The organism is Idiomarina rhizosphaerae (genome assembly GCF_024159085.1).
GTDB classification, from domain to species: Bacteria; Pseudomonadota; Gammaproteobacteria; order Enterobacterales; family Alteromonadaceae; genus Idiomarina; species Idiomarina rhizosphaerae.
In genome coordinates, this window is sequence record NZ_JAMZDE010000008.1 from 525141 (window position 1) to 549328 (window position 24188).

The following is a 24188-nucleotide window of genomic DNA, read 5'->3' on the forward strand; positions in this document are numbered from 1 at the left end:
TCATTGCTATGTTGGGCACTCGGAGTAAAATGGCTTAACTTCTAACAATTTTATAACAGAAAGAGCCATTTTGTTCCTAAAAATTCAGAGTCTTTTATTTATCACTTTACTCGCTGTCACTTCATTAGTTTCAGCTCAGGAGTGGCAACAGCAACGTGTTGATGCCAGCAGTAACCCGGACGCCTGGATAAAAAAGACTTCGGAATTAATAGAAAAGTACGACGACCAGCGCCAGTTTGAAGAACTGGCAATGGCTTATGCACTGCAAGTTGAAGCCTACCGATATTCCGGCCATGAAAGTAAAGTACATGCAGCTATCGATGAGGGCTTGCGTTTTGCTGAGCTGGCAGACTCAAAGATTGCAAAAACTCTACTGAGAATTAACCAAACATGGTATTTTTTACAAAGAGGTCAACTTCGTCAGGCCAACACCAGCATTATCTATGCAATAGAAAACGCTAAGGCATCAGGTAATAAAGATTTACAAATAGAAGCAGACATACTTCATGCACAAGTGATGCAGAATACTGGGGATATAGCCCGTGCACTTCAAACTCTGGAGCAGCTCAATCGTAATGCCTACACTGCACACCCCAGGTTGCAGGTAGAATTTCACGCTCTAATTGGTTCTATTTATCTCGATGTCGGCGCAAACGATATTGGCTTGGAACACATTCAGGATGCACTCGACATCAGCAGAGAACATTTAGGTCAATGGGATGTTTCCGTACTCGAGTACAATTTAGCCACTGGTTATCAAGCCGCCGGAAATGATGAAAAAGCCAGACAGCATTTCGAGACGGCTTTAGAAATCAGTAAAGCAATTAACGATGATCTTGGCGTCGCTTACGCCCTCTTCCAAATGGCCTCAATTGATATCGAAAACGAAAGTTATCAACAGGGTTTAGAACGCCTCAATAGAGCTATGCCGCAATTTAAGTCGGCCGGAGCCCATCCTATGGAAGCACAAAGCCGGCTAGCCATGGTTTCGGCGTATTTAGGCACCAACGAACTTGAAAATGCGCTAGCTGAACTGGAAGATGCCAGTTCGGTTATTAACACATTAGCTGATGATCAATTGTATCAAACCCTGAATGAGCGCTGGTCTGAGTATTATCAGAGTCGAGAAAATTATAAAGCAGCTCTGGAGCATTACAAAACTTCTGTCAGTTATATGCAGAAAGTAAGAGAGCAAACTCAGGATAAACAAGTACAGGAAATTATGGTGCGCTTGGAAATTAAAGAGCAGGAAACCACCAATGAGTTACTAAAAAAAGAAAATCAGTTGCAGCAGTTAGAACTGCAAGAGCAGCAAACCTCATACTATCTGTTGGTGTGGATCATTATTTCAGGCCTTTTAGTGGTTATTATTGTTTCGGCTTTTCTCTATCAGCAATGGCGGGCTCGTAAGAACTTCGCCGAACTGGCATTAAAAGACGATTTAACTAACGCGCCGAATCGACGTGCTATCGTTCGTATTTGTAAGAAAGGTCTGGAGCAAGCTCGCGAACAACAACGTCAGTTAGCCCTGGCCGTTGTCGACTTTGATTACTTTAAGGCAATAAATGATCAGTTCGGTCACGACGTTGGTGACCGCGTTTTACAACGTTTTGCTGAAGTTGCCAAACTCAGTCTGCGTGATCAGGATAACTTCGGTCGCCTGGGAGGCGAAGAGTGGCTGCTGGTCTTTTTCGATGTCAGTAAAGAGGACGCGAAAAACATTTTTGAGCGCATTACTCAGGAAATGAACAGTAAGCCTATTAGCGGTTTACCGGAAGATTACCGAATAACCTTCAGTATGGGCTTCACCAACGCTCACCCGGAAGATAGCTTTGACTCTCTTTATAAACGTGCGGATGATGTTTTGTTCGAAGCTAAGGATAAAGGCCGGGAGCGCCTAATCATCACTGATTAAAGCTCATCAGCCTTAAATTCAGGCAAATTATGACTGATACAATGCAAACCACCGCCCCCTAAGACAAATTCACGGGCGTCCACGGCAATAACCTTGCGCTGCGGAAGAGCCTCGCGAATAGTCAGCAAGGCATCAGCGTCTGTGCTTAAACCAAATTGAGGTACCGCAACAAACCTACTCGTTTGCAAAACATTCACATAACTGCATAGTAAAGGCAGTTCAACGGTACGTTTTAAGCTAGACGATGTAAGCTCAACCTCCTCTCTCTCTTCACAAGCAGGCATTTGTGGAAGCGGCAAAGGTAACGGAATGGTTCGAATATAAGCAGGCAGTTTATCCAGTTGCCTTTTAAGCGCCTGACAGGTTTTATAATCAGGGTGCGCAGTACTATCGGTGGCAGCATACAACAAAGTATTAGCGTCAACGAATAACGCCATATTATCAATATGCCCGCCCGTTTCATCAGCAACCAATGCACCATCAAAAAAGTGTAACCGCTGCCCGGGCAACAATTTGTCTAATAAGGACTTTATCTCCCGCTCTGTCATTTTCGGGTTTCGCTGCTTAATACAGGCCAGGCCAATGAGCCAGTCACCCTGACCGTTGTGCGTAAAAGCGCCGCCTTCCGCAATAAGTTGACTACTTACGACTGGACGCCTTAACCGAGAGCACAACCTCTTAGCAAAAATTTTATCAGTCGCAATAACATCCTGAACGCCACCCCAGCCATCAAAATCAAAAGACAATGCAGCCAACTGTCCGTCGCTATTTAATTGCCACAGTGGCGCAGTATCGCGTAGCCAGATATCGTCGTAATCAATTTCAATGCGCTGAACGGACTTAAGTGCCTCGGGTACACTGTCGCTTATGCTCGCAGGAACAACGAGCGAAACCGGCGTGTTATCAGGTAATTGCTTTATTAGCTTTATGAGAGCGTCACGAGCTGGCCCGGCTTGCTTACGCCAGACATCCCCCCGGTATGGCCAGGCCAGCAACAAGCGCTGGTTTTCCATAAAATCAGGTAACCAGCGTGCAGTAGTGGTCACTTACTTACCCCGTCGTTTACTCTGTTTTTTATCCAGTCTGTGACGGGCTGTGGCTTTACGGATTTTCGCAAAACGGCGCTGTTTTGACTCTTCATGACGAGGGTCGAGAAACGACTCTTTTTCCGCCGGTAAGTTAACCTGAGCTCTTAACGCGTTGACCTGAGGCAATGACATTTCTGCCCAGCCACCTTGCGGCAAGCCGGGTTCCAGAGGAATATCGCCATAGCGAACACGGATAAGACGACTCACTTGTACTTCCTGCGATTCCCACAAGCGACGAACTTCACGATTACGCCCTTCACTGATGGTTACATGGAACCATCTATTCATGCCATCGCCGCCAGCAGGCTTTATGCTATTAAAATGCGCAGGGCCATCTTCCAGTTGCACGCCTTTTCTCAGGCGTTGCATCATAGCTTCATCAACGTCACCAAACACCCGTACCGCGTATTCACGTTCAACCTGCTGGCTGGGGTGCATCAGGCGATTAGCAAGTTCACCGTCAGTAGTGAACAACAACAGACCCGAGGTATTCACGTCAAGCCGCCCCACAGCGACCCAACGCGCACCACTCATTCTTGGCAAGCGGTCATAAACGGTCGGCCGTCCCTCCGGATCCTTGCGCGTACACAACTCGCCTTCAGGCTTGTGATAAATCAAAACTCGGCAAATGACCTCTTCTTCAGGTTTAATCTGAACTTCGTGGCCATCAATGCGTACTTTTGCGTCGGCATCAATACGCTCACCCAATTGTGCTACTTTGCCGTTCACACGAATTCGGCCGGCTGAAATTTTTGTTTCAATTTCGCGGCGTGAACCATGTCCAGATCGGGCTAAAACCTTTTGTAATTTCTCGGTCATTACGAATCATCTCTCTCGTTAGTCGCTGTCTCAGCGGTACGTTCATCATCTTCATTAAGTGTGTCGATATCAGGTAATTCTGATAAGTCACTTAAATTAAAATCATCTAAAAAATCGTTAGTGCTGGCATAAAGCTGAGGTCTTCCCGGCACTTCTTTGTGCCCTACAACCTTAATCCAGCCCCGTTCCTGCAATGTCTTCATTATTTGGCTACTGACACTGACACCACGTATTTGTTCAATTTCACCACGCGTAATAGGTTGTCGGTAAACAATTAACGCCAAAGTTTCCAGCAAAGCGTTTGAGTAACGAGGCGGTTTCTCCTGCCAAAGCCCGGCTAACCTCTGTCCCAGCTCAGCCCGTGTTTGAAAACGGTAACCGGAAGCCACTTTTACCAACTCAATACCGCGTTCCTGGTAGTCTGACTGTAACTCTTTAAGTTGTTGTCTTATAGCCGCCAGCGAGGCCTCGCCCTCATTCAGCAACAGCTGATACAGCTGCTCAGCTGATAACGGCTGCGGGTGCGCAAACAAGGCCGCTTCAATAAGTTGTTTAAGCTGTAACGGATTCATCTTGATTGTGCTGTCTCAAACTCAGGCGAATATCACTCATAGGCTCTACTTGTGACAATTCTACCATTGATTCTTTCACAAGTTCCAAAATTGCTAAAAAACTGACCACAGCTCCGGCGCGACCTTCTTTTCGGGTAAAAAGCTGGCTAAAAGAAACGTATTTTTTATGGCTCAACAACTCCAGTACCTGACTCATCCGCGCTCGTGTCGACAGTTGCTCGCGCTTTATCTGGTGATGAGCTTTTAACTCAACTTGTTGTAGCACGCGACTAAAAGCAAGCGTTAAGTCTTCAAGAGTAACTTCCGGCGGCACTGCCGTTACCCACTCGCGAGCATTACTCGCTACTTCGCTCAATAAAATGTCGCGCCCTACCTGCGGTTGCTGGTCAATATATTCAGCACCCTGGCGTATCGCCTCATATTCCTGCAGGCGTCTTATGAGCTCCGCTCTCGGATCTTCTTCTTCATCCTCTTCCTGAGGAGGTTTTGGTAACAGCAAACGGCTTTTTATTTCGGCAAGAATGGCAGCCATCACTAAATAATCGGCAGCAAGCTCCAGCTTCAGCTCTTGCATCATGTCCACATACTCAACATATTGCCGAGTAATTGCCAGAATAGGCATGTCCACAATATCCAGCTTTTGCTTGCGAATTAAATACAACAACAGATCCATCGGACCACTGAAAGTATCGAGTATAACTTCCAGCGCATCCGGTGGTATATAGAGGTCTTCAGGCTTTTCTATAACCGGCTCGCCGCGAACAAAGCCTAAAGGCAGTGACTGTTGTTCCGCCATAATTAAACCGAATGCCTGTCTAACTGACTAAAAATCAAAAGGCTCTACGTCTCCGGAACCTTCACGACGAATGGTCGGTGCCCCCTCAGATAAATCTACAACCGTCGTTGGCTCTTCACCTTTATGGCCACCATCAATAATTAAATCCACCAGCTTTTCCAGCTTATCCCGAATCTCTTCCGGATCAGATTCAGCCAACATTCCTTCGCCAAGGATCAAGCTGGTCGACATTAATGGTTCATTTAACTCTTCCAACAAGGCCATTGCGATACGATTCGTTGGAACCCGTATACCGATAGTTTTACGTTTAGGGTTCAACAGCCGCTTGGGAACCTCTTTCGTTCCTTTAAGAATAAAAGTGTAAGGTCCGGGGGTGTTGTTTTTCAGTAATCGAAAGGCATCGTTATCAACCCGGGCATAAGTTGCAAGCTCAGATAAGTCACGGCACATCAGAGTAAAGTTGTGCTCTTTGTCTATTTCACGAATCTGACAAATACGATCAGCCGCTGCTTTATCACCAATTTGACAACCAATGGCATAACCTGAGTCGGTGGGGTAAACCACCACCCCACTTTTACGAATAATTTGAACCGACTGCTGAATTAAACGTGCCTGAGGATTTTCCGGATGAATTTCAAAATATTGACTCATAATCTCACCTCAATCCTTCTACTGTGACCAATGCTCCCATATTGGCACACAGTCCGCTGGCAGACAAAGATTTTTACCCAATTCGCGCCAATTCCCCGGATAGTGAAAATCCGAGCCCTGCGAGGCTAACAGGCCATATTCCTGGCTCATTTTGGCCAGGGCATCACGGTGACCAGGGGACTGCTGACACAAACTGACTTCCATGGCATCGAGTCCCCACTCTTTGCCTTCTATTAAAAGCTTGCGCAACCATTTATTCGACATTTTGTAGCCGTGAGGATGCGCCAGTACGGCTTTCCCTCCGGCGCCGTGAATGGCTTCTATGGCGGTGGGAATATCGCACCATTCAGGATTTACATAAGCGCTGTTACCTTTGCCAATAAAGCGGTCAAAAGCTTTTTGTGGATTGCTGACAATACCTTTTCGTACCATAGCGTCGGCAATGTGCTTACGTGTTGGCATACCCTCCGTTTGGCATTCTTCTGCCGATAAGCTGACACCACGCTGGTATAATTTTTCCAGCATAGCATCGAATCTCTCATAACGACGTTGCTGTTGTTCGCTCAGTAAAGCCTTTAAAGGTTCCGCATCGGGGTCAATATTAAGTCCAACAATATGAATTTCAAAGCTGTGCCAACGACAACTAATTTCAACACCGTTCACCAGTTCAATTGGCAAATTTTCGTGTTCGATAAGACGGCTAGCTTCTGCCAGCCCGTCAACGCAGTCATGGTCGGTTATAGCCAGTACATCGACGTTCTGCTCACAGGCGCGCAGCACAAGCTCCGACACCGACAAAGAGCCATCAGAACAGGTGCTGTGACAATGCAAATCGTAAACTGGCATTAAATCTCCGCCGCCAGTTCTGTACCCTGACGAATCGCACGTTTGGCGTCGAGCTCGGCAGCTACATCGGCGCCACCAATTAAGTGCACAGCCTGGCCGGCCGACTTCAACGCGTCGTGCAAGGAGCGTTGCGGTACCTGCCCCGCACAAATAATGACGTTATCAACTTCCAGCAATTGTTTTTCACCTTCACGTTCTATTTCAATACCTTCTGGCACAATGCGATGATAGGTCACCCCATTCCACATATTCACAGACTTACTTTTTAGCTCGTTACGATGAACCCAGCCAGAGGTTTTACCTAACCCCTTACCGACTTTGCTCTCTTTACGCTGAAGCAACCAAACCTGACGCGTACTCTGCTCTGGCTGCTGCGGTTTCAGACCGCCGCGATCACTGTAGCTTTTATCAATACCCCAGCGCTCTGACCATTCTGGTTCATCCAGTGTCAGTGACTTTTCGGTGGTCAGGTATTCAGATACATCAAAACCAATACCACCGGCACCAATCACAGCCACTTTTTTACCCACAACTTTGTGATCGCGTAAGACATCTAAGTAACCCAGCACATGCGGCAAATCAACACCCGGGATATCTACCTGGCGAGGACTGACACCGGTTGCCAAAACCACATCGTCGTATTTTTCTGCCAGCAACCCTTCGCAAGTCTGCTCTTTTCCAAGCTTCAAATTAACTCCAGTGTCTTCCAGACGGTACTTAAAGTAGCGCAGGGTTTCATAAAACTCTTCTTTACCCGGAATCTGTTTAGCGTAGTTAAACTGACCGCCAATTTCTTCGGACTTGTCGTACAAATCGACCTGATGGCCGCGCTCTGCAGCATTACAGGCAAACGCCAGACCAGCAGGCCCTGAGCCGATTACCGCAATGCGCTTTTTCTGCTCCGCCGGCTTCATGACCAGTTCCTGCTCAAAACAGGCTCTGGGGTTAACCAAACAGGACGCTCTTTTATTCTCAAACACATGATCAAGACAAGCCTGGTTACAGGCAATGCAGGTATTAATACGTTCAGACTGGCCTTGTTCTGCTTTTTTCACAAACTCCGGGTCAGCCAGTAACGGTCGCGCCATGGACACCATATCCGCCTGATTGCTTTCTAAAATATGCTCGGCAATTTCCGGTGTGTTAATCCGGTTAACGGCAACCACAGGAACCGATAATTCTCTGCGTACGCGCTCGGTTATCCAGCTAAAGGCGCCACGTGGTACCGAGGTAACAATGGTTGGTACCCGGGCCTCATGCCAACCAATCCCCGTATTAATGATAGTAACGCCCGCTTGCTCCAGCAGCTTGCCCAGTTGCAGAACTTCATCCAGCTGATGACCGTCTTCAACTAAATCCAGCATCGATAAACGGAAAATAATAATCGATTTTTCACCCACAGCCGCGCGTACAGCTTTGACAATTTCCAGCGGAAAACGCATACGGTTTTCGAAGCTGCCGCCCCAGCCGTCGTCACGCTTATTGGTTCTTGGGCATAAAAACTGGTTAATCAAGTAACCTTCCGAGCCCATAATTTCGACACCATCGTAGCCAGCCTTTTGCGCCAGCTTCGCGCCGCGGGCGTAATGCTTAATAGTCTTTAAAATCTGGCGCTCCGACATGGCTTTTGGCTTGAACGGGTTTATTGGGGCTTTTATAGCGCTGGGAGCCAAGGAAAACGGATGATAGCTGTAACGCCCGGCATGCAAAAGTTGCAGGCATATTTTACTGCCATATTTATGAACGGCATCGGTTACCTGACGGTGTTTGCCCACGTGCCAGGGTTTGGACATTTCACTGCCAAAAGGCGCCAGACGCCCCCGAAAGTTAGGGCTGATACCTCCGGTGACAATAAGCCCCACACCACCTTTGGCTCGCTCTTCATAAAAGCTGGCTAATTTACTAAAGCCATTTTTTTCTTCTTCCAGGCCTGTATGCATTGAGCCCATCAAGACCCGGTTTTTCAATGTCGTAAAACCAAGGTCCAGGGGTTTCAGTAAATTTGGGTATGATTTTTCCACGCCAACCTCATATTTTAAACGGGTGTTTAACTTTTCCTAACTTTACTGCTTAAACCCGTTTAACTCAAGCTCAGAACGCCATAGCTTCGCGTAACAAGAACCGTGAAAGCGCCATACTATCTACTTGTACGTTAGGGTTTCCGTTACGCACTTGTTTCGAAACCTGCTCGATAATCGGCCAAAGCAGCTCCTGCACCTGATCATTCGCATCCTGCATTGACTGCAGGTCTTTCAATTTAAGCTGGTCAACATGCACACTTAAAATTGGCTCACCTTTATCAAATAAATTAATGGTGACGTCTTCCATCAACCACTCATCAACCCGCCAGTTTAAAGGCACCGAATTCACTTTTTGAACTTTAACACCACTCATTTGCTTTAGAAATTCATGCAGGTTTGAGCGCCCCGTATCGTAATATGCGACAGTTAACTGAGCGCCGGACATCTCAATTTTAGAAATATCCACACGGCTGCTGCCAAGTGCCTGCCAGTCACCGGTTAGCATTAATTGATTAGCCAGTAGAAGTTGATTCTCCGGCTCAGACAAGGCTTTGACCCGGGTCGCAAAGCGAACATTATTTGCCGTCAGGCCATTGGTTAAAGAGTTAACCTCAAGTTCACCAACTTCCAGATCCGCATTCAACTGCTCTGAAGCCATTACTTGCAGGCCTTCTTTCATAGCATCAGATAAATTCTGAGCCGCAGATGAGAAACTAATCAGAGGTAGAACTAACCAACAAGCCGCCCGCGTAATATTTGTAAATTTCATTGATGACCTCATTCAAATAGGTTCCAGTCGCAGGAATAAACCCAATAATCGCATAACCTTTGACTCTTTAAAGTAATTATTTGTTAATCTGAGGCAAGATTATAAAAACGGAGAACAATATTATGCGAAAGAGTCTCGCTTTAGCTGCCTCTTTAACTTTAATGGGCTGCTCAATCGTTTCTGCCCCCGTTATTGCAGAAGAAGCACCGAATAACCACAAGCTCATGCTGCCGGTAGACACCGAAGTTGTGACCGAACACAGCGTGGAAATTAACGGCGAAACCGTAGACTACACAGCTACGGCAGGCACCCAACCAGTTTGGGATGACGAAGGTAATCCAACAGCGTCGTTATTCTACACCTATTATGAACGTCAGGATGTTGATAACCGTGAATCAAGACCTATTGTGTATTCTTTTAACGGCGGTCCGGGCTCGGCATCGGTCTGGATGCATATTGCCTACACCGGCCCGAAGGTTTTAAACCTGAGTGACGAAGGTTACCCGATTCAGCCATACGGTGTGCAGGACAACCCACATTCCATTCTCGATGTTGCTGACATTGTATTTATCAACCCGGTCAACACTGGGTATTCACGCGTACTGCCGAATGAAGAAGGCGAAATGCCGTCTCGCGAGAAGCAAAAAGACATGTTCTTTGGCGTTAATGCCGATGTGAAATACCTGGCTGAATGGATGAACACTTTTACCTCTCGGATGAACCGCTGGCAATCGCCTAAGTACCTAATTGGTGAAAGCTACGGCACAACCCGTGTATCAGGTCTTGCACTAGAACTTCAGAATAGCCAGTGGATGTATTTGAACGGTGTAGTTCTGGTTTCACCAACTGATATCGGCATTGACCGCGACGGCCCGGTAAAACAAGCTAACCAGTTACCTTACTTTGCGGCAGCCGCCTGGTATCACGACGCACTGCCAGAAGCTTTACAGAGTAAAGATTTAGACGAATTATTGCCTGAAGTAGAAAGTTTCACTCTGAACGAGTATTTACCAGCGTTAGCCAAGGGCTCCATGCTACCAGATGACGCACGTGAACAAATGGCGGAACAAGTGGCTAAATACTCAGGACTTTCAAAGCAAGCTGTGCTGGATAACAACTTAGCGCCAAGCACCTGGTACTTCTGGAAAGAGTTACTTCGTGACCGTGACCGCACCATTGGGCGTCTGGACTCGCGCTACCTGGGTCTTGATGAAAAGCGCGCCGGCGACCGTCCGGATTATAACGCCGAGCTGACTTCATGGTTGCATTCATTCACCCCGGCCATTAATTACTACCTGCGTGAAGAGTTAAATTTTGTGACCGACATTAAATACAACATGTTTGGTCCAGTTCATCCGTGGGATCGCAGCAACAACAACACTGGTAAACAACTGCGCCAGGCCATGGCACAAAACCCTTACCTGAATGTATTAGTACAGTCAGGTTACTTTGACGGTGCAACCAACTATTTCGACGCGAAGTACACAACCTGGCATTTGGATCCAAGTACTCAGATGACTGATCGCATTGACTTTAAAGGTTACCGTAGTGGTCATATGATGTATCTGCGTCGTGCCGACCTGGAGAAAGCGAATGATGATTTACGCGAGTTTATTCGTAAGTCTGATTCAAAAGGCAAGCCGGCAGAATATAAATAGAAAGTATAAATAGAGAATATAGACAGAAAGAAAAACAACTATTGACAGACTTTCGCGCAAGCGTTAGTTTGTCAGCATTAAATTGAATTAAGAGAGCTATACAACTTATGTTTTTACGTACAACAACCCAACATTGGTGGTGGCACTTCCCAAACGAGCGGGTGGTGTAGTTGTGCGTGTAACGTAATTAGCTTCACTTTGAGAAACCCGCTCCTTTGAGCGGGTTTTTTATTGCCGTTTCACTGGAGCAGGTTTGAAAAACAACAAGAGAAAACGAGGTCTGAGGTGAAAAACCTGACAACTGAACAAAACGGCAATTTAGAAACACTGCGAGTGTCGCTGCCTTATCAGGCGGAGCCACTACAAGTATTTCAGAATACTTGTAGCACACAAGGTGAGCATTTACTGCTGGACTCAGCCGATATCGGCACCAAGCAACAAGTAAAGAGCCTGCTACTAATTGATGCGGCGTTGCGAATTACCTGTAACGACCGAGAAGTCACTATTATTGCCCTGACCGACAACGGGGCTGTTCTGCTTCCCTGGATTGAAGAACAACTGAAAGATAGCGCCGCCATTGAAAGAACGCCTGAACAACTGAGGTTAACTTTCAGTGCGGAAAATACACCGCTTGATGAAGACTCCCGCTTACGTCAAATCAGCAATATGGAGCCGTTGCGACTGCTCCAACAAAAGCTCAATAAAACCAACGAAACGGCAAAACAGCATCCATTTTCGGTTTTTCTCGGTGGTGCTTTTGCTTACGATTTTGTCGCCAGCTACGAGCAATTACCAGAGGTTGATGAAGGCGAGAATAACTGCCCGGACTACGTCTTTTATCTGGCGGAAACCTTGCTAATTATTGATCACCAACAGCAAACCACTGAGCTGCTTGGCAGTGTATTCAGCGGTAAAGGTCACGACCAACGTTATCAGACCATGAGCCAGCGGGTTGGAGAACTGGCCGCACGCTGTCAGTTGCCGGTAATAAAGTCTCAGCCGCAGCCAGTTGATGTAAAAGTGACAGCTACGCCCTCAGCAGAAGAATTTGCACGCATCGTAACCCAACTAAAAGAAAACATTGTCGCGGGCGATATTTTTCAGGTGGTGCCGTCCCGACGTTTTAAAATGCCCTGCCCTGACCCGTTAGCCGCTTACCAGCAGTTGAAGAAGAATAACCCCTCGCCCTACATGTTTTTTATGAGTCACCCAGATTTTTGTCTGTTCGGTGCCTCACCTGAGTCCGCATTGAAATATCAGCAGGCCACCAACCAGGTAGAGCTTTACCCTATTGCCGGCACTCGCCCCCGTGGTAAGAGCGCCGACGGTAGTATTAATCCAGACTTAGACAGCCGCATGGAACTCGAGCTGCGCCTGGACCAAAAAGAACTGGCAGAACATTTAATGTTGGTTGATTTAGCCCGTAACGATTTAGCTCGTATTAGCGAAACCGGTACCCGCTACGTTGCTGATTTGCTGCAGGTTGACCGCTATTCTCACGTGATGCACCTGGTGTCACGTGTGGTGGCAAAATTACGAAACGACTGTGATGCGCTGCATGCGTACCGCGCCTGTATGAACATGGGCACTCTGGTTGGTGCGCCGAAGGTAAGCGCTGCAACGCTTATTCGTCAGGTAGAAAAACAACGCCGCGGCAGCTACGGCGGCGCTGTTGGGTATCTGGCCGGGAATGGCGACATGGATACCTGTATTGTTATTCGCTCCGCTTTTGTTAAGAACAACCTAGCCATAGTGCAAGCCGGTGCTGGCGTGGTGCACGACTCAGATCCGGCCAGCGAAGTTGCCGAAACCGAGAACAAAGCTAAGGCAGTTATTCTGGCAATTCAGCAGGCTCACAAGTTGCCAACAACGGAGGCGGTATAATGACTCAGTCAGCTCGTATCGTACTGATAGATAACGTCGACTCGTTCTCGTACAACCTGGTAGATGAGTTGCGCCAGTTAGGCTTCCCTCTGGTCGTTTATCGTAACCAGCTGGCAGCAGCCGATGTGATCGAACAGCTGGAAAGTTACAGTGGCCCTCAATTGGTCTGCCTCTCACCCGGGCCCGGGCACCCGGCAAACGCAGGCAACTTAATGGAAGTGATCCGATACTGCAGTGGTCGCATACCCATGCTGGGTATTTGCCTCGGCTTTCAGGCGCTCATTGAACACGCCGGTGGCCGCGTGGATACCTGTGGTGAGATTGTTCATGGCAAAACCGCAAAAATAGACACCGTGCCACACCCGGTGTTTGTCAGCGCGACAGACAACAATCAATGCGTTGTTGCTCGTTACCACTCGCTTAGCGGTTATGACTTGCCCTCCACAGTGAGCATAATTGCCAGTTTGGATGGCCCCGACGGTAGTATTCCTATGGCGGCTGAATTCTTCGGTAAAGAAGAAAACAACACCAATGCCATTGGTTTTCAGTTTCACCCTGAATCGCTTCTAACGCCAAAGGGAAAACAATTACTTAGCAACAGTATTCAGTACTTATTAACAGGAGCAAAGCCATGAAAGCCCTACAAACTCTGATGTCTGGTGAGTCTCTGACACAAGATCAAACCCGTGAGTTTTTCCAGCGCTTAATTAAAGGCGAGCTCAACGACATTCAGGTATCCGCCGCACTTATCGCGATGAAAATGCGAGGCGAAACGCCCGCTGAACTAGCTGGCGCCGCGGAAGCCATATTATCCGCAGCGAAGCCTTTTTTACGCCCGGACACCACGGTCATTGACAGTTGCGGTACCGGCGGCGATGGCAGCAACACCATCAATATTTCTACGACAGCTGCTTTAGTTGCCGCCAGTATGGGTCTGGCTGTAGCCAAACATGGTAACCGCAGTGTCTCATCGCGTTCAGGATCCGCCGATGTACTCGAGGCACTCAAACTTCGCGTTAATCTGGATCCTTCCGATGCCTCTGCCCAATTGGCCGATAACGGCTTTTGCTTTTTGTTTGCTCCGCATTATCACCCGGGCATTAAACATGCGATGCCGGTAAGACAAACGCTGAAAACACGCACCTTATTCAACCTGATTGGTCCTTTAGTTAACCCAGCGCGTCCTGATGCTCAACTGCTCGGTGTTTATAGCGAGGAATGGGTAAGACCCATGGCTGAAACCCTGCAACGACTGGGTGTTAAACGTGCTATGGTCGTACACGGAAGCGGGCTGGATGAACTGGCTCTGCACGGCCCCACACGGGTTATTGAATTACGCGACGGAAAACTTACCGATTACCAGATGACACCAGATGATTTCGGTGTGCCGACAGCTCCTCTGAGCGAACTTAAAGGTGGCGACGCTGACTTTAACGCCCGTATTCTGGAAGACATTCTTGCCGGAGGCGGTAGCCCGGCTCAGCGCCACTCGGTTGCAATGAACGTTGCCGCTTTGCTGTATTTAAGTGGACAATACAACGATATGAAAGCCGCAACCGCAGCAACACTGGAGCATTTGGACACCGGCCAGGCACTCTTGCATTTACGTCGGGTTCAGGATGCTCAGGAGACGTACCATGTCTGAGACCATTAACTTAAAAAATAACGTGCTTAAAACCATCGTTGAGCGCAAAGTTGAGCAAAACAAAGCCCAGGCTGAACTGATGCCGTTGAGTGAAATAAAGTCTCAACTGAGCACCAGTGACCGTAGCTTATATGAAGCATTAAGCGGTGAGCAGGCAGGCTTTATTCTGGAGTGTAAAAAAGCCTCTCCCTCAAAAGGTTTAATTCGTGCTGACTTTGACGCACCGCAACTGGCAAAAAGCTACCAGCCTTATGCCGCAGCTATTTCCGTATTAACCGAGCCTGAGTTTTTTCAGGGCCGGTTAGATTATCTGACAGCCGTGCGCCGGCAGGTTACCCAGCCAGTTTTATGCAAAGACTTTTTTATTGATGAAGAGCAAGTTTACCGCGCCCGCTACTTTGGTGCGGACGCTATTTTGCTTATGTTATCAGTCCTCGATGATGCGCAATATATCGCCCTGCGCGATATCGCTGAGTCACTTGCGATGGATGTACTAACCGAAGTTGCCAACGAAGAAGAAATGAAACGTGCGGCAAAACTGGGCGCGAATATTATTGGTATTAACCATCGCGATTTAACAGACTTGAGCATTGACCAGAATCGCAGTGCGCAGTTAGCGCCGCTGGCACCGAAAAATGCATTACTTATTGCTGAATCTGGTTTTTCGGAACACGCCGACATTCGCCGGGTTGCGCCTTACGTTAATGGCTTTCTTATTGGCAGCGCTTTAAGCGCCCAGCCGGACGTTGATTTAGCCTGTCGCAAACTGCTTTATGGGCAAAATAAGGTTTGCGGCCTGACTCGTGCAGAGGATGCCGTAAACGCACGTTCTCAGGGTGCGGTATTCGGAGGACTGATATTTGTTGAACGCTCGCCTCGTTGTGTGACAACGAAGCAGGCAAAGCAAATAACGGCTGAAGCAAACAGGCTTGAGTATGTTGGTGTTTTTGCTGATCAACCATTAAAAAGCGTAATCGATACGGCTAAAAATATAGGGCTCTCTGCTATTCAACTGCACGGCCATGAAGATATCGATTATGTTGTTCAGTTACGTCAGCAATTGCGTCAGGCCGATCTGGAAACAGTAAAAATATGGAAAGCCTTAGCTATTGAAAGCTCGGCACAACTGCCGGACCTTCCGGTTGACGCTTTTGTTCTGGATAACCGCGGTGGCGGCAGCGGCAAGGCTTTTAACTGGAAGTTGCTGGAACCATTAAGTACAGAGGAGCGTCAACGCTGTCTGTTAGCCGGAGGCATTGGCCCCGACAGTATTAGCAGTGCAATAGAGTTAGGCTTTGCCGGAGTGGACATTAACTCTCAAGCCGAATGGAAACCTGGCATTAAAAATAGCCAAAAAGTAGCTCAAACATTCACGAAAATCCGCCACTACGGCCGATTTTCGTCAAACAAAATATCAGAGAAGCATACCCAACAGGAGGCTGTATGAGTCAGTCATTACCCGCTTATTTTGGCGATTTCGGCGGCCAGTTCGTTCCTGAGATCTTACTACCCGCATTAGAGCAGTTAGAACAGGCCTTTATTGATGCGCAGCAGGACGAGGAATTTCAGGCTGAGTTTCGCGGATTACTGAAAAATTATTTGGGCAGGCCAACACCATTGAGCCTATGTCGCAATCTGCCGCTGAACAGCCCGAATAAAACCAAAATTTACCTTAAACGTGAAGACTTACTTCATGGCGGCGCTCACAAAACCAACCAGGTGCTGGGACAAGCGTTACTGGCTAAGCGCATGGGCAAAACCCGCATTATCGCCGAAACCGGCGCCGGACAGCACGGCACCGCAACAGCCCTTGCCTGTGCCCTGCTGGACCTGGAATGCATTATTTATATGGGTAAAAAGGACGTTGAGCGCCAGCAGCCCAATGTCTTCCGTATGGAATTAATGGGCGCAAAAGTGGTACCGGTGGATACCGGCAGCGGTACCCTAAAAGATGCCGTCAATGAAGCTCTGCGTGACTGGACTGCAAGTTACCCCAACACCCATTATTTATTAGGGACAGCTGCGGGCGCACACCCCTTCCCGACTATAGTGCGTGAATTTCACCGCATGATTGGCGAAGAAGCTAAAGCCCAGATTATAGAGCAAGCGGGTCGCTTGCCCGACGAAGTTATTGCCTGTGTCGGCGGCGGCTCCAACGCTATTGGCATGTTCGCCGACTTTATCGACGAGGAAGGTGTTGATTTAGTAGGTGTTGAGCCTGCGGGCAAGGGCGTGGAAACCAAGCAGCACGGCGCCACACTGGCTGCGGGTAAACCCGGAATTTTGCATGGTTGCCTGTCGTTTCTAATGCAGAACGACGAAGGACAAATTGAGGAGTCCTATTCAGTATCAGCCGGTCTGGATTACCCCGGCGTGGGCCCTCAACATGCGCATTTAAAAGCTATTGGTCGGGCGCGATACGAATCAGTAACCGATGAAGAAGCACTGGAAGCCTTTAAACTGCTCTCCCGCCATGAAGGTATTATTCCTGCGCTGGAACCGGCCCATGCGCTGGCTTACGCGCTCAAACGGGCCGCTGAACCGGACGCTCCGGAAATACTATTACTTAACTTATCCGGCCGCGGCGACAAAGACATTGACCATGTACGCCGTATTTTTAGTGCTCAGGAAAATGCTGAAGTTAGCGCGAAAGGAGAACAAAAATGAGCCGGTATGAAACCTGTTTCGCACAATTAAAAGCTAATAACCAGGGTGCCTTCGTTCCTTTTGTCACGCTTGGTGACCCAACTCCCGGGCAAAGTGTGGAAGTTATCAAGGCTCTTATTGATGGCGGTGCCGATGCACTGGAACTCGGCCTGCCATTTTCAGACCCGGTTGCCGATGGCCCCATGATCCAGCGGGCAAATTTACGAGCCTTAGAGTCTGGAACAACTTTTAAGCATATTTTAGAGATTTTAAAGGAAGTTAGAGACTACTCACCACAGATACCGATAGGTTTATTGGTTTACGCAAATTTAATCTACGCGAAAGGTGTTCGCAACTTTTACCAACAAATGAAAGATGCAGGCGTAGATTCCGTGCTTATTGCCGACGTTCCTACAAAAGAAGCAAAACGCTTCACCGACATAGCCAAAGAAATTGGAATTGAGGCGGTGTTTATTGCGCCGCCAGATGCCAGTGATGCGCTGTTAGTTGATATCGCTAAACAATGTGCCGGCTATGTCTACCTACTGAGTCGATCCGGGGTTACCGGTGCTGATACACAAATGCAGGCCCCCGCTTCGGAACTGATTAATAAACTGAAAGAAGCCGGTGCCCCGCCGACGTTGCTTGGGTTTGGCATTTCGCGGCCCGAACACGTTCAGCGAGCGTTAGCAGCAGGCGCAGACGGTGCCATTAGTGGTTCGGCTGTGGTTGCGCTTATCGAGAAAAACCTCGACAATAACGCGCAGCAAGTAGCGGACTTAAAGGCTTTTGTAAAAGGCATGAAGGCCGCAACCCAATTGTCATAGAGTTGCCTCCGGAGTAGTTAATGGCCCTGTTGTTAGAATATTTACCCATAATCGCCTTTTTTGTGTTTTACAAACTAGCGGATATTTACGTTGCGACTGGCGTATTAATGGCCGGTACCGTATTACAACTACTGGGTCTTAAACTCCTCAAGCAACCTATAACTACTCGCCACTGGGTCATCCTGGCGGTTGTTATGGTCTTTGGTGCCGTCACGCTGTTACTGCGTGACGACTGGTTCATCAAAATGAAAGTGTCTGTTGTGTATGTCGCCATAGCGCTAATGCTTTTAGGCGGCTTAATATGGAAAAAGCGCAGCCCAATTCAGGCAATGATGGGGAAAGATATAAAGCTGCCAGATACTGCCTGGTTACGCTTAACCTATGCTTGGATCATATTCTGCCTGGCACTGGCAGCAGTGAATCTTTACATTGCGGAATTCTGGAGCCAGGAGGCATGGGTTAATTTTAAAGTCTTTGGCATACTGGGTATTTCACTCGTATTCACAGTTGGCACCGGATTCTATATGTACCATCACGCCATTGATGAGGAGACTCAGGACTGATGTGGTTTGTTATTTTTGCGGAAGACCATGAGAATTCCCTCGAAGGTCGTAAGCAGGCGCGTCCTGCTCATCTTGAACGTTTAAAAGCGTTACAAAATGACGGCCGTCTGCTGGTAGCTGGCCCCTGCCCGGCCATCGCGGAGCTGGACCCGGGCGTGCTTGGTTTTACCGGCTCTGTCGTCATCGCTGAATTTGAGAGTCTGGAAGAAGCAGAGCAATGGGCTAACGACGACCCCTACTGGCAAGCCGGTGTCTATAAAAAATCAACGGTTAAGCCATTTAACGCCGTTTTACCGAACTAACCAAGTTAATCAGTGACTATGCAGAGCGTCGAACTCACCGCCAATAATCGCTACCTGCACTGTGTCCGCTTTGAGCCAGAATCGAGCGCTAAGGCCACAATTGTTATAGCTGCGGCGTTAGGTGTGAAACAACGTTTTTATCAGCCCATAGCTCGATGGCTCAGCGATCAAGGTTACCGGGTCATTACTTTTGACTACTACGGTATTGGCCAGTCAGTTGATAAGCCGCTGAAACAAATTAAGTCTGACATTATCGAATGGGCCGAGCTCGATATTACCGCCGTGATTGATTACGCACAGTCCCGCCAAAGGGGGGAGCCGCTCATTTGGCTAGCGCACAGCCTGGGCGGGCAAATTGTCGCCATGGCACACAATAGCAGCAAAATTGACAAAATGATCACCATAGCCAGCGGTACCGGTTATTGGCTGAAAGCCAGCAAACAAGTTCGTTGGACATCTTGGTTACTCTGGTATTTTGCTGCCCCTATTAGCACACCCATTGCCGGTTACTTCCCGGGCAAACGTTTAAATATGGTCGGCGATATGCCAGCGACCGCCATGAAGCAATGGAGTCGTTGGTGCCGCAGTAAGGACTATTTGTTTGATAACATCAGCACGGAGCAGAAGGACCGGTATAAAGCATTTTCGGCACCAATCAGCGCCTTTCATATTACTGACGACGAGTTGCTGCAACGCTCCAATATCGAAAACCTGCTCGCGCACTACCCTAACGCAAACAAGGTATTAAAAGACCTGAGTCCAGAAATGACTGAGAGTAAAGGTATTGGTCACTTCAACTTTTTTCGCAGTCAATTCAAAGAATCTCTGTGGCGTAAAAGCTTGCTAGACGTACTGCAGGTCAATTAAAGTCGTTATTTAGTCAGTGTAATTAATAAGGACGCTTCGCAATGCACTACCAAATGGAACTGGCATTATCCTTACTGGCAGCTCTGGCATTGGGCTTGATGATAGGCATTGAGCGCGGCTGGAGCGGCAGGGACAGTGATGACGGCACGCGTGTTGCCGGCGTACGAACCTTCAGTTTAATAGGTCTTAGTGGTGGTGTTTTTGCTATTTTAGCTCAACAATGGGGCGTCTGGCTTATCGTTACCGGGTTCATTGTTGTGGCCATACTCATTGCCTCGTCTTATATAAGTCATAGCAAGCTCTCCGATGACCCGGGTATTACCACCGAATTCTCAATGCTGCTGACTTTTGCGCTGGCAATTTGGGCAGCCTCCGGCGACCCACTACCGGCGCTCAGTTGCGGCGCGGTAGTGGTTGCGCTTCTTGGCCATAAAAAAAGCCTGCACAAGTTGCTTAAGCGCATTTCACCAAAGACTTTTTACTCAGGTATTACCTTACTGCTGATATCTGTGGTTGTCCTGCCTTTGCTGCCAAATGAAGGGTACGGCCCCTGGCAGGCATTAAACCCCTACTGGCTCTGGTGGATGGTAGTTTTAATTTCGGGGCTGTCTTTTATTGGTTACCTGTTTACCCAACTGTTGGGAGAGAGGCGCGGCACTTTAATCACCGCAATCGCCGGAGGCTTCGCATCATCCACCGCGGTTACCTTAACTATGGCTCGTTTTGCAAAAAAGAATTTTCAGAGCGTCATTTACGTCAGCGGTATGCTGCTCGCCTGTAGCATTATGTTCCCACGTGTTCTTATTGAGGTCTTTGTGGTTAACCGTGAACTTTTACCATTATTGTGGCCGCCTATTCTTCTTATGTTCGCTGGGTTATTAACTGTCATGGCTCTCATGTACAGACAACAAAGACGCACACCTCCTCCCGAAACCGGAGAGATAACCATCAATAACCCACTACAACTAACCACCGCCATCCAGTTTGGTATTTTATTAGCTGTTATTTTGTTATTGGCTGAGGGAATGAAAAACTGGTTTGGTGATGCCGGGATATACGGCCTTGCTATAATATCCGGTCTGATGGATGTTGACGCTATTACCTTGTCACTGTCACGCTCAGCTCAGAGCGAACTCTCGCTCCAGGTAGCCGCTACGGGAATTATCTTAGCCTGTGTCAGTAATACTCTGCTTAAAGGCATTATGTTCGCTTCTGTCGCCGGCATTAAATTGCACTATCGTTACGCTGTTTACATGATTTTAAGCGTTATTCCTGGCTTGCTTTACGCCTTTTGGCAGTTTTAGTTATCACAAACGCAGGACAACAACTATGAAATCCGCTCCTGACTGGATATCACAACCGGACACACCTTATTTGCTCATCGATGAAGCTAAATTGAAGAGTAACATTAGCTATCTTAAGCAACGGGTTGAGTCACTGGGAAGTCATTTACGCCCACATTTAAAAACCCTGCGTACTCTGGAGTCGGCTGAGTATCTACTCGATAGTAAGAGTGCTCCGGCCACAGTATCCACATTGGCCGAAGCAGAGGCTTACGCGAAGGCGGGCTATACCGATTTACTTTATGCCGTCGGCATAGCACCGGCAAAGCTAAAGCGGGTAGCTGCACTAAGGCAGCAAGGTATTAACCTGCATATTCTTTTAGATAATATGACGCAGGCACAAGCGGTTATTGATTTTGCGGGCGAGTCCGGGCAAGACTTTTCCGTTTTTATTGAAATAGACAGTGACGACCACCGCGGTGGCATTAAGCCTCAGGCTCCTCAACTAATCACTATTGCCAAAGCTTTAGGCTCACATTTTACCGGCTTAATGACCCATGCCGGGGGCTCATACGCCTGCAATACGGAGCAAGAGTTAAAAACCTTCGCCAAACAAGAATGCGATGCCGTTCGAATTGCACGAAACAACCTGAAAACCGCCGGTATTCACTGCGCTATGACCAGTGTTGGTTCAACGCCGACAGCTCATTTTGGCGAGGACTTTAGTGACATTGGTGAAGTCAGAGCCGGCGTTTATACCACTTTTGATCTGGTAATGAAAAACATTGGTGTATGCGACTTTTCTGATATAGCCATGTCGGTGGTCACAACAGTCATTGGCCACAACAAAGAGAAGAATTGGCTGCTAACCGACAGCGGCTGGATGGCCCTGTCCCGCGACCGTGGCACGGCAGCCCAGAGCCAGGACTTTGGCTATGGACAAGTATGCAAAATAGACGGTTCTGTTCTTGATGACCTTTGTGTTAATAGTACTTCGCAAGAGCATGGCGTTATAGAGTTAAGCGACGCTTACCAATTAGAAGACTTTCCCGTTGGTCATCAGCTACGTATTATGCCCAACCACGCCTGTGCCACTGCGGCCATGCATCCGGTTTACCACATGCTAATGAGTGATGGTTCGCATAACACCTGGCAACGCATTACTGGCTGGTAACTACTTGTTCTTGAAATCATTACTTGCAATACTTCAATGCCCAAGAACAACGAAAAGGAGTTCACGATGTTAGTAAGAATCACGACGTTAGTTTGTGCACTATTTATGGCCGTGACATTGCAGGCTAAAGAGTTTAGCGAAAATGAACACTACGAAGTTCTTGATACCTCAGCTTCATCTGAGCCTGAAATTATTGAGTACTTCTCTTTTTATTGCATGGCTTGTTACCGTTTTGAGCCCATCGCAAAAGAGCTTGCCGCTACCTTTCCTGAAGCATTTAAGAAGTCACACACCTCAGGGTTGAGCCCTAAACCGGGCATGGGCAGCAAAATGACTCAAGCTTACTCATTGGCCTTAATGCTGAATAAAGAGCAAGCTATTAGCGAGCGTATTTTCGAACAGCAATTTGGACAACGCCAGTCAATTAATACACAGGAAAAAATTAAAGACATATTTGTTCAGGCAGGCGTTTCTGAAAGCGAGTTTAACCGTGGGTTTAATAGCTTTTCGGTCAAAGCTCGCGCCAAACAGATGGAAAAAGACGTCCGCGATAAAAATATTACCGGTACTCCAACATTGATTGTGAACGGCAAATACAAAATTCTCATGAATGGGTTTCGCGACAGCGATGATCTTATAGGTGATCTGAAACTCGTCATCGAGCAGTTAATGAGCAAGTCCTCATAAAAATATATAAGGGAAAGCTACAAGCTTTCCCCTTCGTTTAGAATCACGATTTCAGCTGATGTACCAATTTTCTCTGCCATATTTAAAAACCGGGTTAGTGGGGAGTGAGATGATAAGTCTCCCATTCCCCAGCTGGCGTTGCCGTAACCCCAGGGGATAAATATTTTACAGTTGAGATCATCGGCCGCGGCCAGGGCATCTTCAGGGGTCATATGAACGTAGCGGTACCATTCAGGTGACTCTTCACTGTAATAAGACGCTATTGGCAACAAACACACATCAATATCACCATAACGTTCACTTATTGCTTTAAAGTGTTCTGAATAGCCAGTATCTCCTGCGAAAAATAGTGTTTCCCCTTTGCTTTCTATCAACCAGGCACTCCAGGAGTCTTTATTGTTATCTTCGTAAATAAATGGCACGAAAGTGCGGCTACTAAAGTGATGAGCAGGCACAGCAGTCACCAGAGAGTCACCTATTTTCTTCGAAGAAAACCAGCCTAGTTCAGTTATATTGGCTCCAATGGATGGAAAATGATCGGCCACATTTAAAGGCACTAAGTATTCTGGCTTGCGCCCTATGGTTTCGATATCACTCTTATTAAAATGATCGTAATGAAGATGTGAGTACAATACCGCATCCGTGACAGCAATAAGCTCTGGAGTGGCCTCCACATTCATTTCTCGCTGTTCACCACCATCAAGTGAAAACAGCCAGTTAATTGGCCAATCAAAGTCATTAAATACCGGATCCGTTAAAAATCTTTCTCCGGTTGGGGTTTTAATAACAAAGGCTGCATGACCCAGCCAGTTAACAGAGAAGTCTGTCGTTTGAGAAGCGAGTTTCTTATTGCCAATGTACTGACAAATATCATTGCCATCACACTGAATATCGCTACGGGGCTTGTAGCAATCTTGTTTACAGGTTAACGGATAGCTCTTCTCACCCGCGTCCATGTTTTGAAAGCGGCCGGTTTCCTTGTTAATTAGTTGAGGCTGCTCTTCAATTATTGTTACCGAATTCGAGCTACAACCTGTTAATACCAGTGTTAGCAATGCCAAAGTATTTACTGATACTAAAGTCCTAAACATTGACACCGACATCCCACTTCCACAGTTAAATTAAAACAAGAAGGCTAATATCAATGCTTTAAGAGATCACGCGCTAAATTGTTA

Annotated in this window: 23 protein-coding genes and 1 other annotated feature; of the genes, 14 read left to right on the forward strand and 9 right to left on the reverse strand. The window is 47.5% G+C overall.

Annotation, left to right across the window (positions count from 1 at the left end; translation table 11 throughout):
* Positions 1 to 70 precede the first annotated feature (70 nt).
* Positions 71 to 1915, forward strand: a complete 1845-nt coding sequence (locus tag NJR55_RS12840; protein ID WP_253620304.1) for a tetratricopeptide repeat-containing diguanylate cyclase — start codon at positions 71 to 73, stop codon at positions 1913 to 1915.
* On the opposite strand, the gene NJR55_RS12845 is transcribed toward NJR55_RS12840, so the two are convergent.
* The 8 genes from NJR55_RS12845 to NJR55_RS12880 form a co-directional block, all read right to left on the reverse strand.
* Positions 1912 to 2961 (reverse strand): agmatine deiminase family protein, encoded by a 1050-nt coding sequence (locus NJR55_RS12845; protein WP_253620305.1) that lies wholly within the window; start codon positions 2959 to 2961, stop codon positions 1912 to 1914. The two genes, NJR55_RS12840 and NJR55_RS12845, sit on opposite strands and share 4 nt — an antisense overlap.
* Complete coding sequence (rluB, locus tag NJR55_RS12850; protein ID WP_011234979.1) at positions 2962 to 3822, reverse strand: 23S rRNA pseudouridine(2605) synthase RluB; 861 nt, start codon at positions 3820 to 3822, stop codon at positions 2962 to 2964.
* Entirely contained in the window at positions 3822 to 4394 is a 573-nt protein-coding gene (gene scpB / locus NJR55_RS12855) for an SMC-Scp complex subunit ScpB (protein ID WP_253620306.1), read from the reverse strand. Before scpB ends, rluB begins: the two co-directional genes overlap by 1 nt.
* Complete coding sequence (locus NJR55_RS12860; protein WP_253620307.1) at positions 4375 to 5190, reverse strand: segregation and condensation protein A; 816 nt, start codon at positions 5188 to 5190, stop codon at positions 4375 to 4377. The genes scpB and NJR55_RS12860 overlap by 20 nt, the downstream gene beginning before the upstream one ends.
* Positions 5191 to 5217: 27 nt before the next feature.
* On the reverse strand, positions 5218 to 5841 hold the full coding sequence (locus tag NJR55_RS12865; RefSeq protein WP_110013851.1) for an L-threonylcarbamoyladenylate synthase: 624 nt from the start codon (positions 5839 to 5841) through the stop codon (positions 5218 to 5220).
* Positions 5842 to 5859: 18 nt separating this feature from the next.
* Positions 5860 to 6687 (reverse strand): PHP domain-containing protein, encoded by an 828-nt coding sequence (locus tag NJR55_RS12870; protein ID WP_253620308.1) that lies wholly within the window; start codon positions 6685 to 6687, stop codon positions 5860 to 5862.
* The gene (locus NJR55_RS12875) at positions 6687 to 8708 is read right to left on the reverse strand and encodes an oxidoreductase (RefSeq protein WP_338034538.1); all 2022 of its coding nucleotides are present in this window, start codon (positions 8706 to 8708) and stop codon (positions 6687 to 6689) included. Before NJR55_RS12875 ends, NJR55_RS12870 begins: the two co-directional genes overlap by 1 nt.
* Before the next feature lie 70 nt (positions 8709 to 8778).
* Positions 8779 to 9477: a hypothetical protein gene (locus NJR55_RS12880; protein ID WP_253620309.1), complete on the reverse strand. Its 699-nt coding sequence runs from the start codon at positions 9475 to 9477 to the stop codon at positions 8779 to 8781.
* 122 nt (positions 9478 to 9599) lie between these two features.
* Here NJR55_RS12880 and NJR55_RS12885 point away from each other — a divergent pair, with 122 nt between their 5' ends.
* The 13 genes from NJR55_RS12885 (at position 9600) to NJR55_RS12945 (ending at position 23013) form a co-directional block, all read left to right on the forward strand.
* Complete coding sequence (locus NJR55_RS12885; RefSeq protein ID WP_253620310.1) at positions 9600 to 11135, forward strand: S10 family peptidase; 1536 nt, start codon at positions 9600 to 9602, stop codon at positions 11133 to 11135.
* A 128-nt stretch (positions 11136 to 11263) separates the two neighbouring features.
* Positions 11264 to 11368 (forward strand) — a sequence feature (Trp leader region).
* A gap of 52 nt (positions 11369 to 11420) precedes the next feature.
* Complete coding sequence (locus NJR55_RS12890) at positions 11421 to 13019, forward strand: anthranilate synthase component 1 (RefSeq protein WP_253620311.1); 1599 nt, start codon at positions 11421 to 11423, stop codon at positions 13017 to 13019.
* A complete protein-coding gene (locus NJR55_RS12895) occupies positions 13019 to 13654 on the forward strand; it encodes an anthranilate synthase component II (RefSeq protein ID WP_153849988.1) in 636 nt (211 codons plus the stop codon). Before NJR55_RS12890 ends, NJR55_RS12895 begins: the two co-directional genes overlap by 1 nt.
* A complete protein-coding gene (trpD, locus tag NJR55_RS12900; protein ID WP_253620312.1) occupies positions 13651 to 14664 on the forward strand; it encodes an anthranilate phosphoribosyltransferase in 1014 nt (337 codons plus the stop codon). Before NJR55_RS12895 ends, trpD begins: the two co-directional genes overlap by 4 nt.
* Positions 14657 to 16111 (forward strand): bifunctional indole-3-glycerol-phosphate synthase TrpC/phosphoribosylanthranilate isomerase TrpF, encoded by a 1455-nt coding sequence (trpCF, locus tag NJR55_RS12905; RefSeq protein ID WP_253620313.1) that lies wholly within the window; start codon positions 14657 to 14659, stop codon positions 16109 to 16111. Before trpD ends, trpCF begins: the two co-directional genes overlap by 8 nt.
* On the forward strand, positions 16108 to 17331 hold the full coding sequence (trpB, locus tag NJR55_RS12910) for a tryptophan synthase subunit beta (protein ID WP_253620314.1): 1224 nt from the start codon (positions 16108 to 16110) through the stop codon (positions 17329 to 17331). Before trpCF ends, trpB begins: the two co-directional genes overlap by 4 nt.
* Positions 17328 to 18137, forward strand: a complete 810-nt coding sequence (gene trpA / locus NJR55_RS12915; protein ID WP_253620315.1) for a tryptophan synthase subunit alpha — start codon at positions 17328 to 17330, stop codon at positions 18135 to 18137. Before trpB ends, trpA begins: the two co-directional genes overlap by 4 nt.
* 20 nt (positions 18138 to 18157) lie before the next feature.
* Positions 18158 to 18700: an inner membrane-spanning protein YciB gene (locus NJR55_RS12920; RefSeq protein ID WP_253620316.1), complete on the forward strand. Its 543-nt coding sequence runs from the start codon at positions 18158 to 18160 to the stop codon at positions 18698 to 18700.
* The gene (locus NJR55_RS12925; RefSeq protein WP_253620317.1) at positions 18700 to 19002 is read left to right on the forward strand and encodes a YciI family protein; all 303 of its coding nucleotides are present in this window, start codon (positions 18700 to 18702) and stop codon (positions 19000 to 19002) included. Before NJR55_RS12920 ends, NJR55_RS12925 begins: the two co-directional genes overlap by 1 nt.
* An 18-nt stretch (positions 19003 to 19020) precedes the next feature.
* Positions 19021 to 19869, forward strand: coding sequence for an alpha/beta hydrolase family protein (locus tag NJR55_RS12930; RefSeq protein WP_253620318.1), 849 nt, complete (start codon positions 19021 to 19023; stop codon positions 19867 to 19869).
* Positions 19870 to 19910: 41 nt separating this feature from the next.
* Entirely contained in the window at positions 19911 to 21173 is a 1263-nt protein-coding gene (locus NJR55_RS12935) for an MgtC/SapB family protein (RefSeq protein WP_253620319.1), read from the forward strand.
* A gap of 25 nt (positions 21174 to 21198) precedes the next feature.
* Entirely contained in the window at positions 21199 to 22326 is a 1128-nt protein-coding gene (locus NJR55_RS12940) for a DSD1 family PLP-dependent enzyme (RefSeq protein ID WP_253620320.1), read from the forward strand.
* A 66-nt stretch (positions 22327 to 22392) separates the two neighbouring features.
* Positions 22393 to 23013: a thiol:disulfide interchange protein DsbA/DsbL gene (locus NJR55_RS12945; RefSeq protein ID WP_253620321.1), complete on the forward strand. Its 621-nt coding sequence runs from the start codon at positions 22393 to 22395 to the stop codon at positions 23011 to 23013.
* 17 nt (positions 23014 to 23030) lie between these two features.
* Here the strand turns inward: NJR55_RS12945 and NJR55_RS12950 are convergent, their stop codons facing one another.
* Positions 23031 to 24104 carry an MBL fold metallo-hydrolase gene (locus NJR55_RS12950; protein ID WP_253620322.1) on the reverse strand — a complete coding sequence of 358 codons (1074 nt, stop codon included), beginning with the start codon at positions 24102 to 24104 and terminating at the stop codon, positions 23031 to 23033.
* Between the last annotated feature and the right edge of the window lie 84 nt (positions 24105 to 24188).

What these genes read in the sequence shown, in the direction of transcription:
- trpCF (WP_253620313.1), top strand. Translation starts at nt 14,657, where the DNA reads ATGTCTGAGACCATTAACTTAAAAAATAACGTGCTTAAAACCATCGTT.
- NJR55_RS12945 (WP_253620321.1), top strand. Translation starts at nt 22,393, where the DNA reads ATGTTAGTAAGAATCACGACGTTAGTTTGTGCACTATTTATGGCCGTG.
- NJR55_RS12895 (WP_153849988.1), top strand. Translation starts at nt 13,019, where the DNA reads ATGACTCAGTCAGCTCGTATCGTACTGATAGATAACGTCGACTCGTTC.
- NJR55_RS12930 (WP_253620318.1), top strand. Translation starts at nt 19,021, where the DNA reads ATGCAGAGCGTCGAACTCACCGCCAATAATCGCTACCTGCACTGTGTC.
- NJR55_RS12865 (WP_110013851.1), bottom strand. Translation starts at nt 5,841, where the DNA reads ATGAGTCAATATTTTGAAATTCATCCGGAAAATCCTCAGGCACGTTTA.
- NJR55_RS12870 (WP_253620308.1), bottom strand. Translation starts at nt 6,687, where the DNA reads ATGCCAGTTTACGATTTGCATTGTCACAGCACCTGTTCTGATGGCTCT.
- NJR55_RS12925 (WP_253620317.1), top strand. Translation starts at nt 18,700, where the DNA reads ATGTGGTTTGTTATTTTTGCGGAAGACCATGAGAATTCCCTCGAAGGT.
- NJR55_RS12935 (WP_253620319.1), top strand. Translation starts at nt 19,911, where the DNA reads ATGCACTACCAAATGGAACTGGCATTATCCTTACTGGCAGCTCTGGCA.
- trpA (WP_253620315.1), top strand. Translation starts at nt 17,328, where the DNA reads ATGAGCCGGTATGAAACCTGTTTCGCACAATTAAAAGCTAATAACCAG.
- NJR55_RS12920 (WP_253620316.1), top strand. Translation starts at nt 18,158, where the DNA reads ATGGCCCTGTTGTTAGAATATTTACCCATAATCGCCTTTTTTGTGTTT.
- NJR55_RS12940 (WP_253620320.1), top strand. Translation starts at nt 21,199, where the DNA reads ATGAAATCCGCTCCTGACTGGATATCACAACCGGACACACCTTATTTG.
- NJR55_RS12950 (WP_253620322.1), bottom strand. Translation starts at nt 24,104, where the DNA reads ATGTTTAGGACTTTAGTATCAGTAAATACTTTGGCATTGCTAACACTG.
- trpD (WP_253620312.1), top strand. Translation starts at nt 13,651, where the DNA reads ATGAAAGCCCTACAAACTCTGATGTCTGGTGAGTCTCTGACACAAGAT.
- NJR55_RS12885 (WP_253620310.1), top strand. Translation starts at nt 9,600, where the DNA reads ATGCGAAAGAGTCTCGCTTTAGCTGCCTCTTTAACTTTAATGGGCTGC.
- trpB (WP_253620314.1), top strand. Translation starts at nt 16,108, where the DNA reads ATGAGTCAGTCATTACCCGCTTATTTTGGCGATTTCGGCGGCCAGTTC.
- rluB (WP_011234979.1), bottom strand. Translation starts at nt 3,822, where the DNA reads ATGACCGAGAAATTACAAAAGGTTTTAGCCCGATCTGGACATGGTTCA.
- NJR55_RS12860 (WP_253620307.1), bottom strand. Translation starts at nt 5,190, where the DNA reads ATGGCGGAACAACAGTCACTGCCTTTAGGCTTTGTTCGCGGCGAGCCG.
- scpB (WP_253620306.1), bottom strand. Translation starts at nt 4,394, where the DNA reads ATGAATCCGTTACAGCTTAAACAACTTATTGAAGCGGCCTTGTTTGCG.
- NJR55_RS12880 (WP_253620309.1), bottom strand. Translation starts at nt 9,477, where the DNA reads ATGAAATTTACAAATATTACGCGGGCGGCTTGTTGGTTAGTTCTACCT.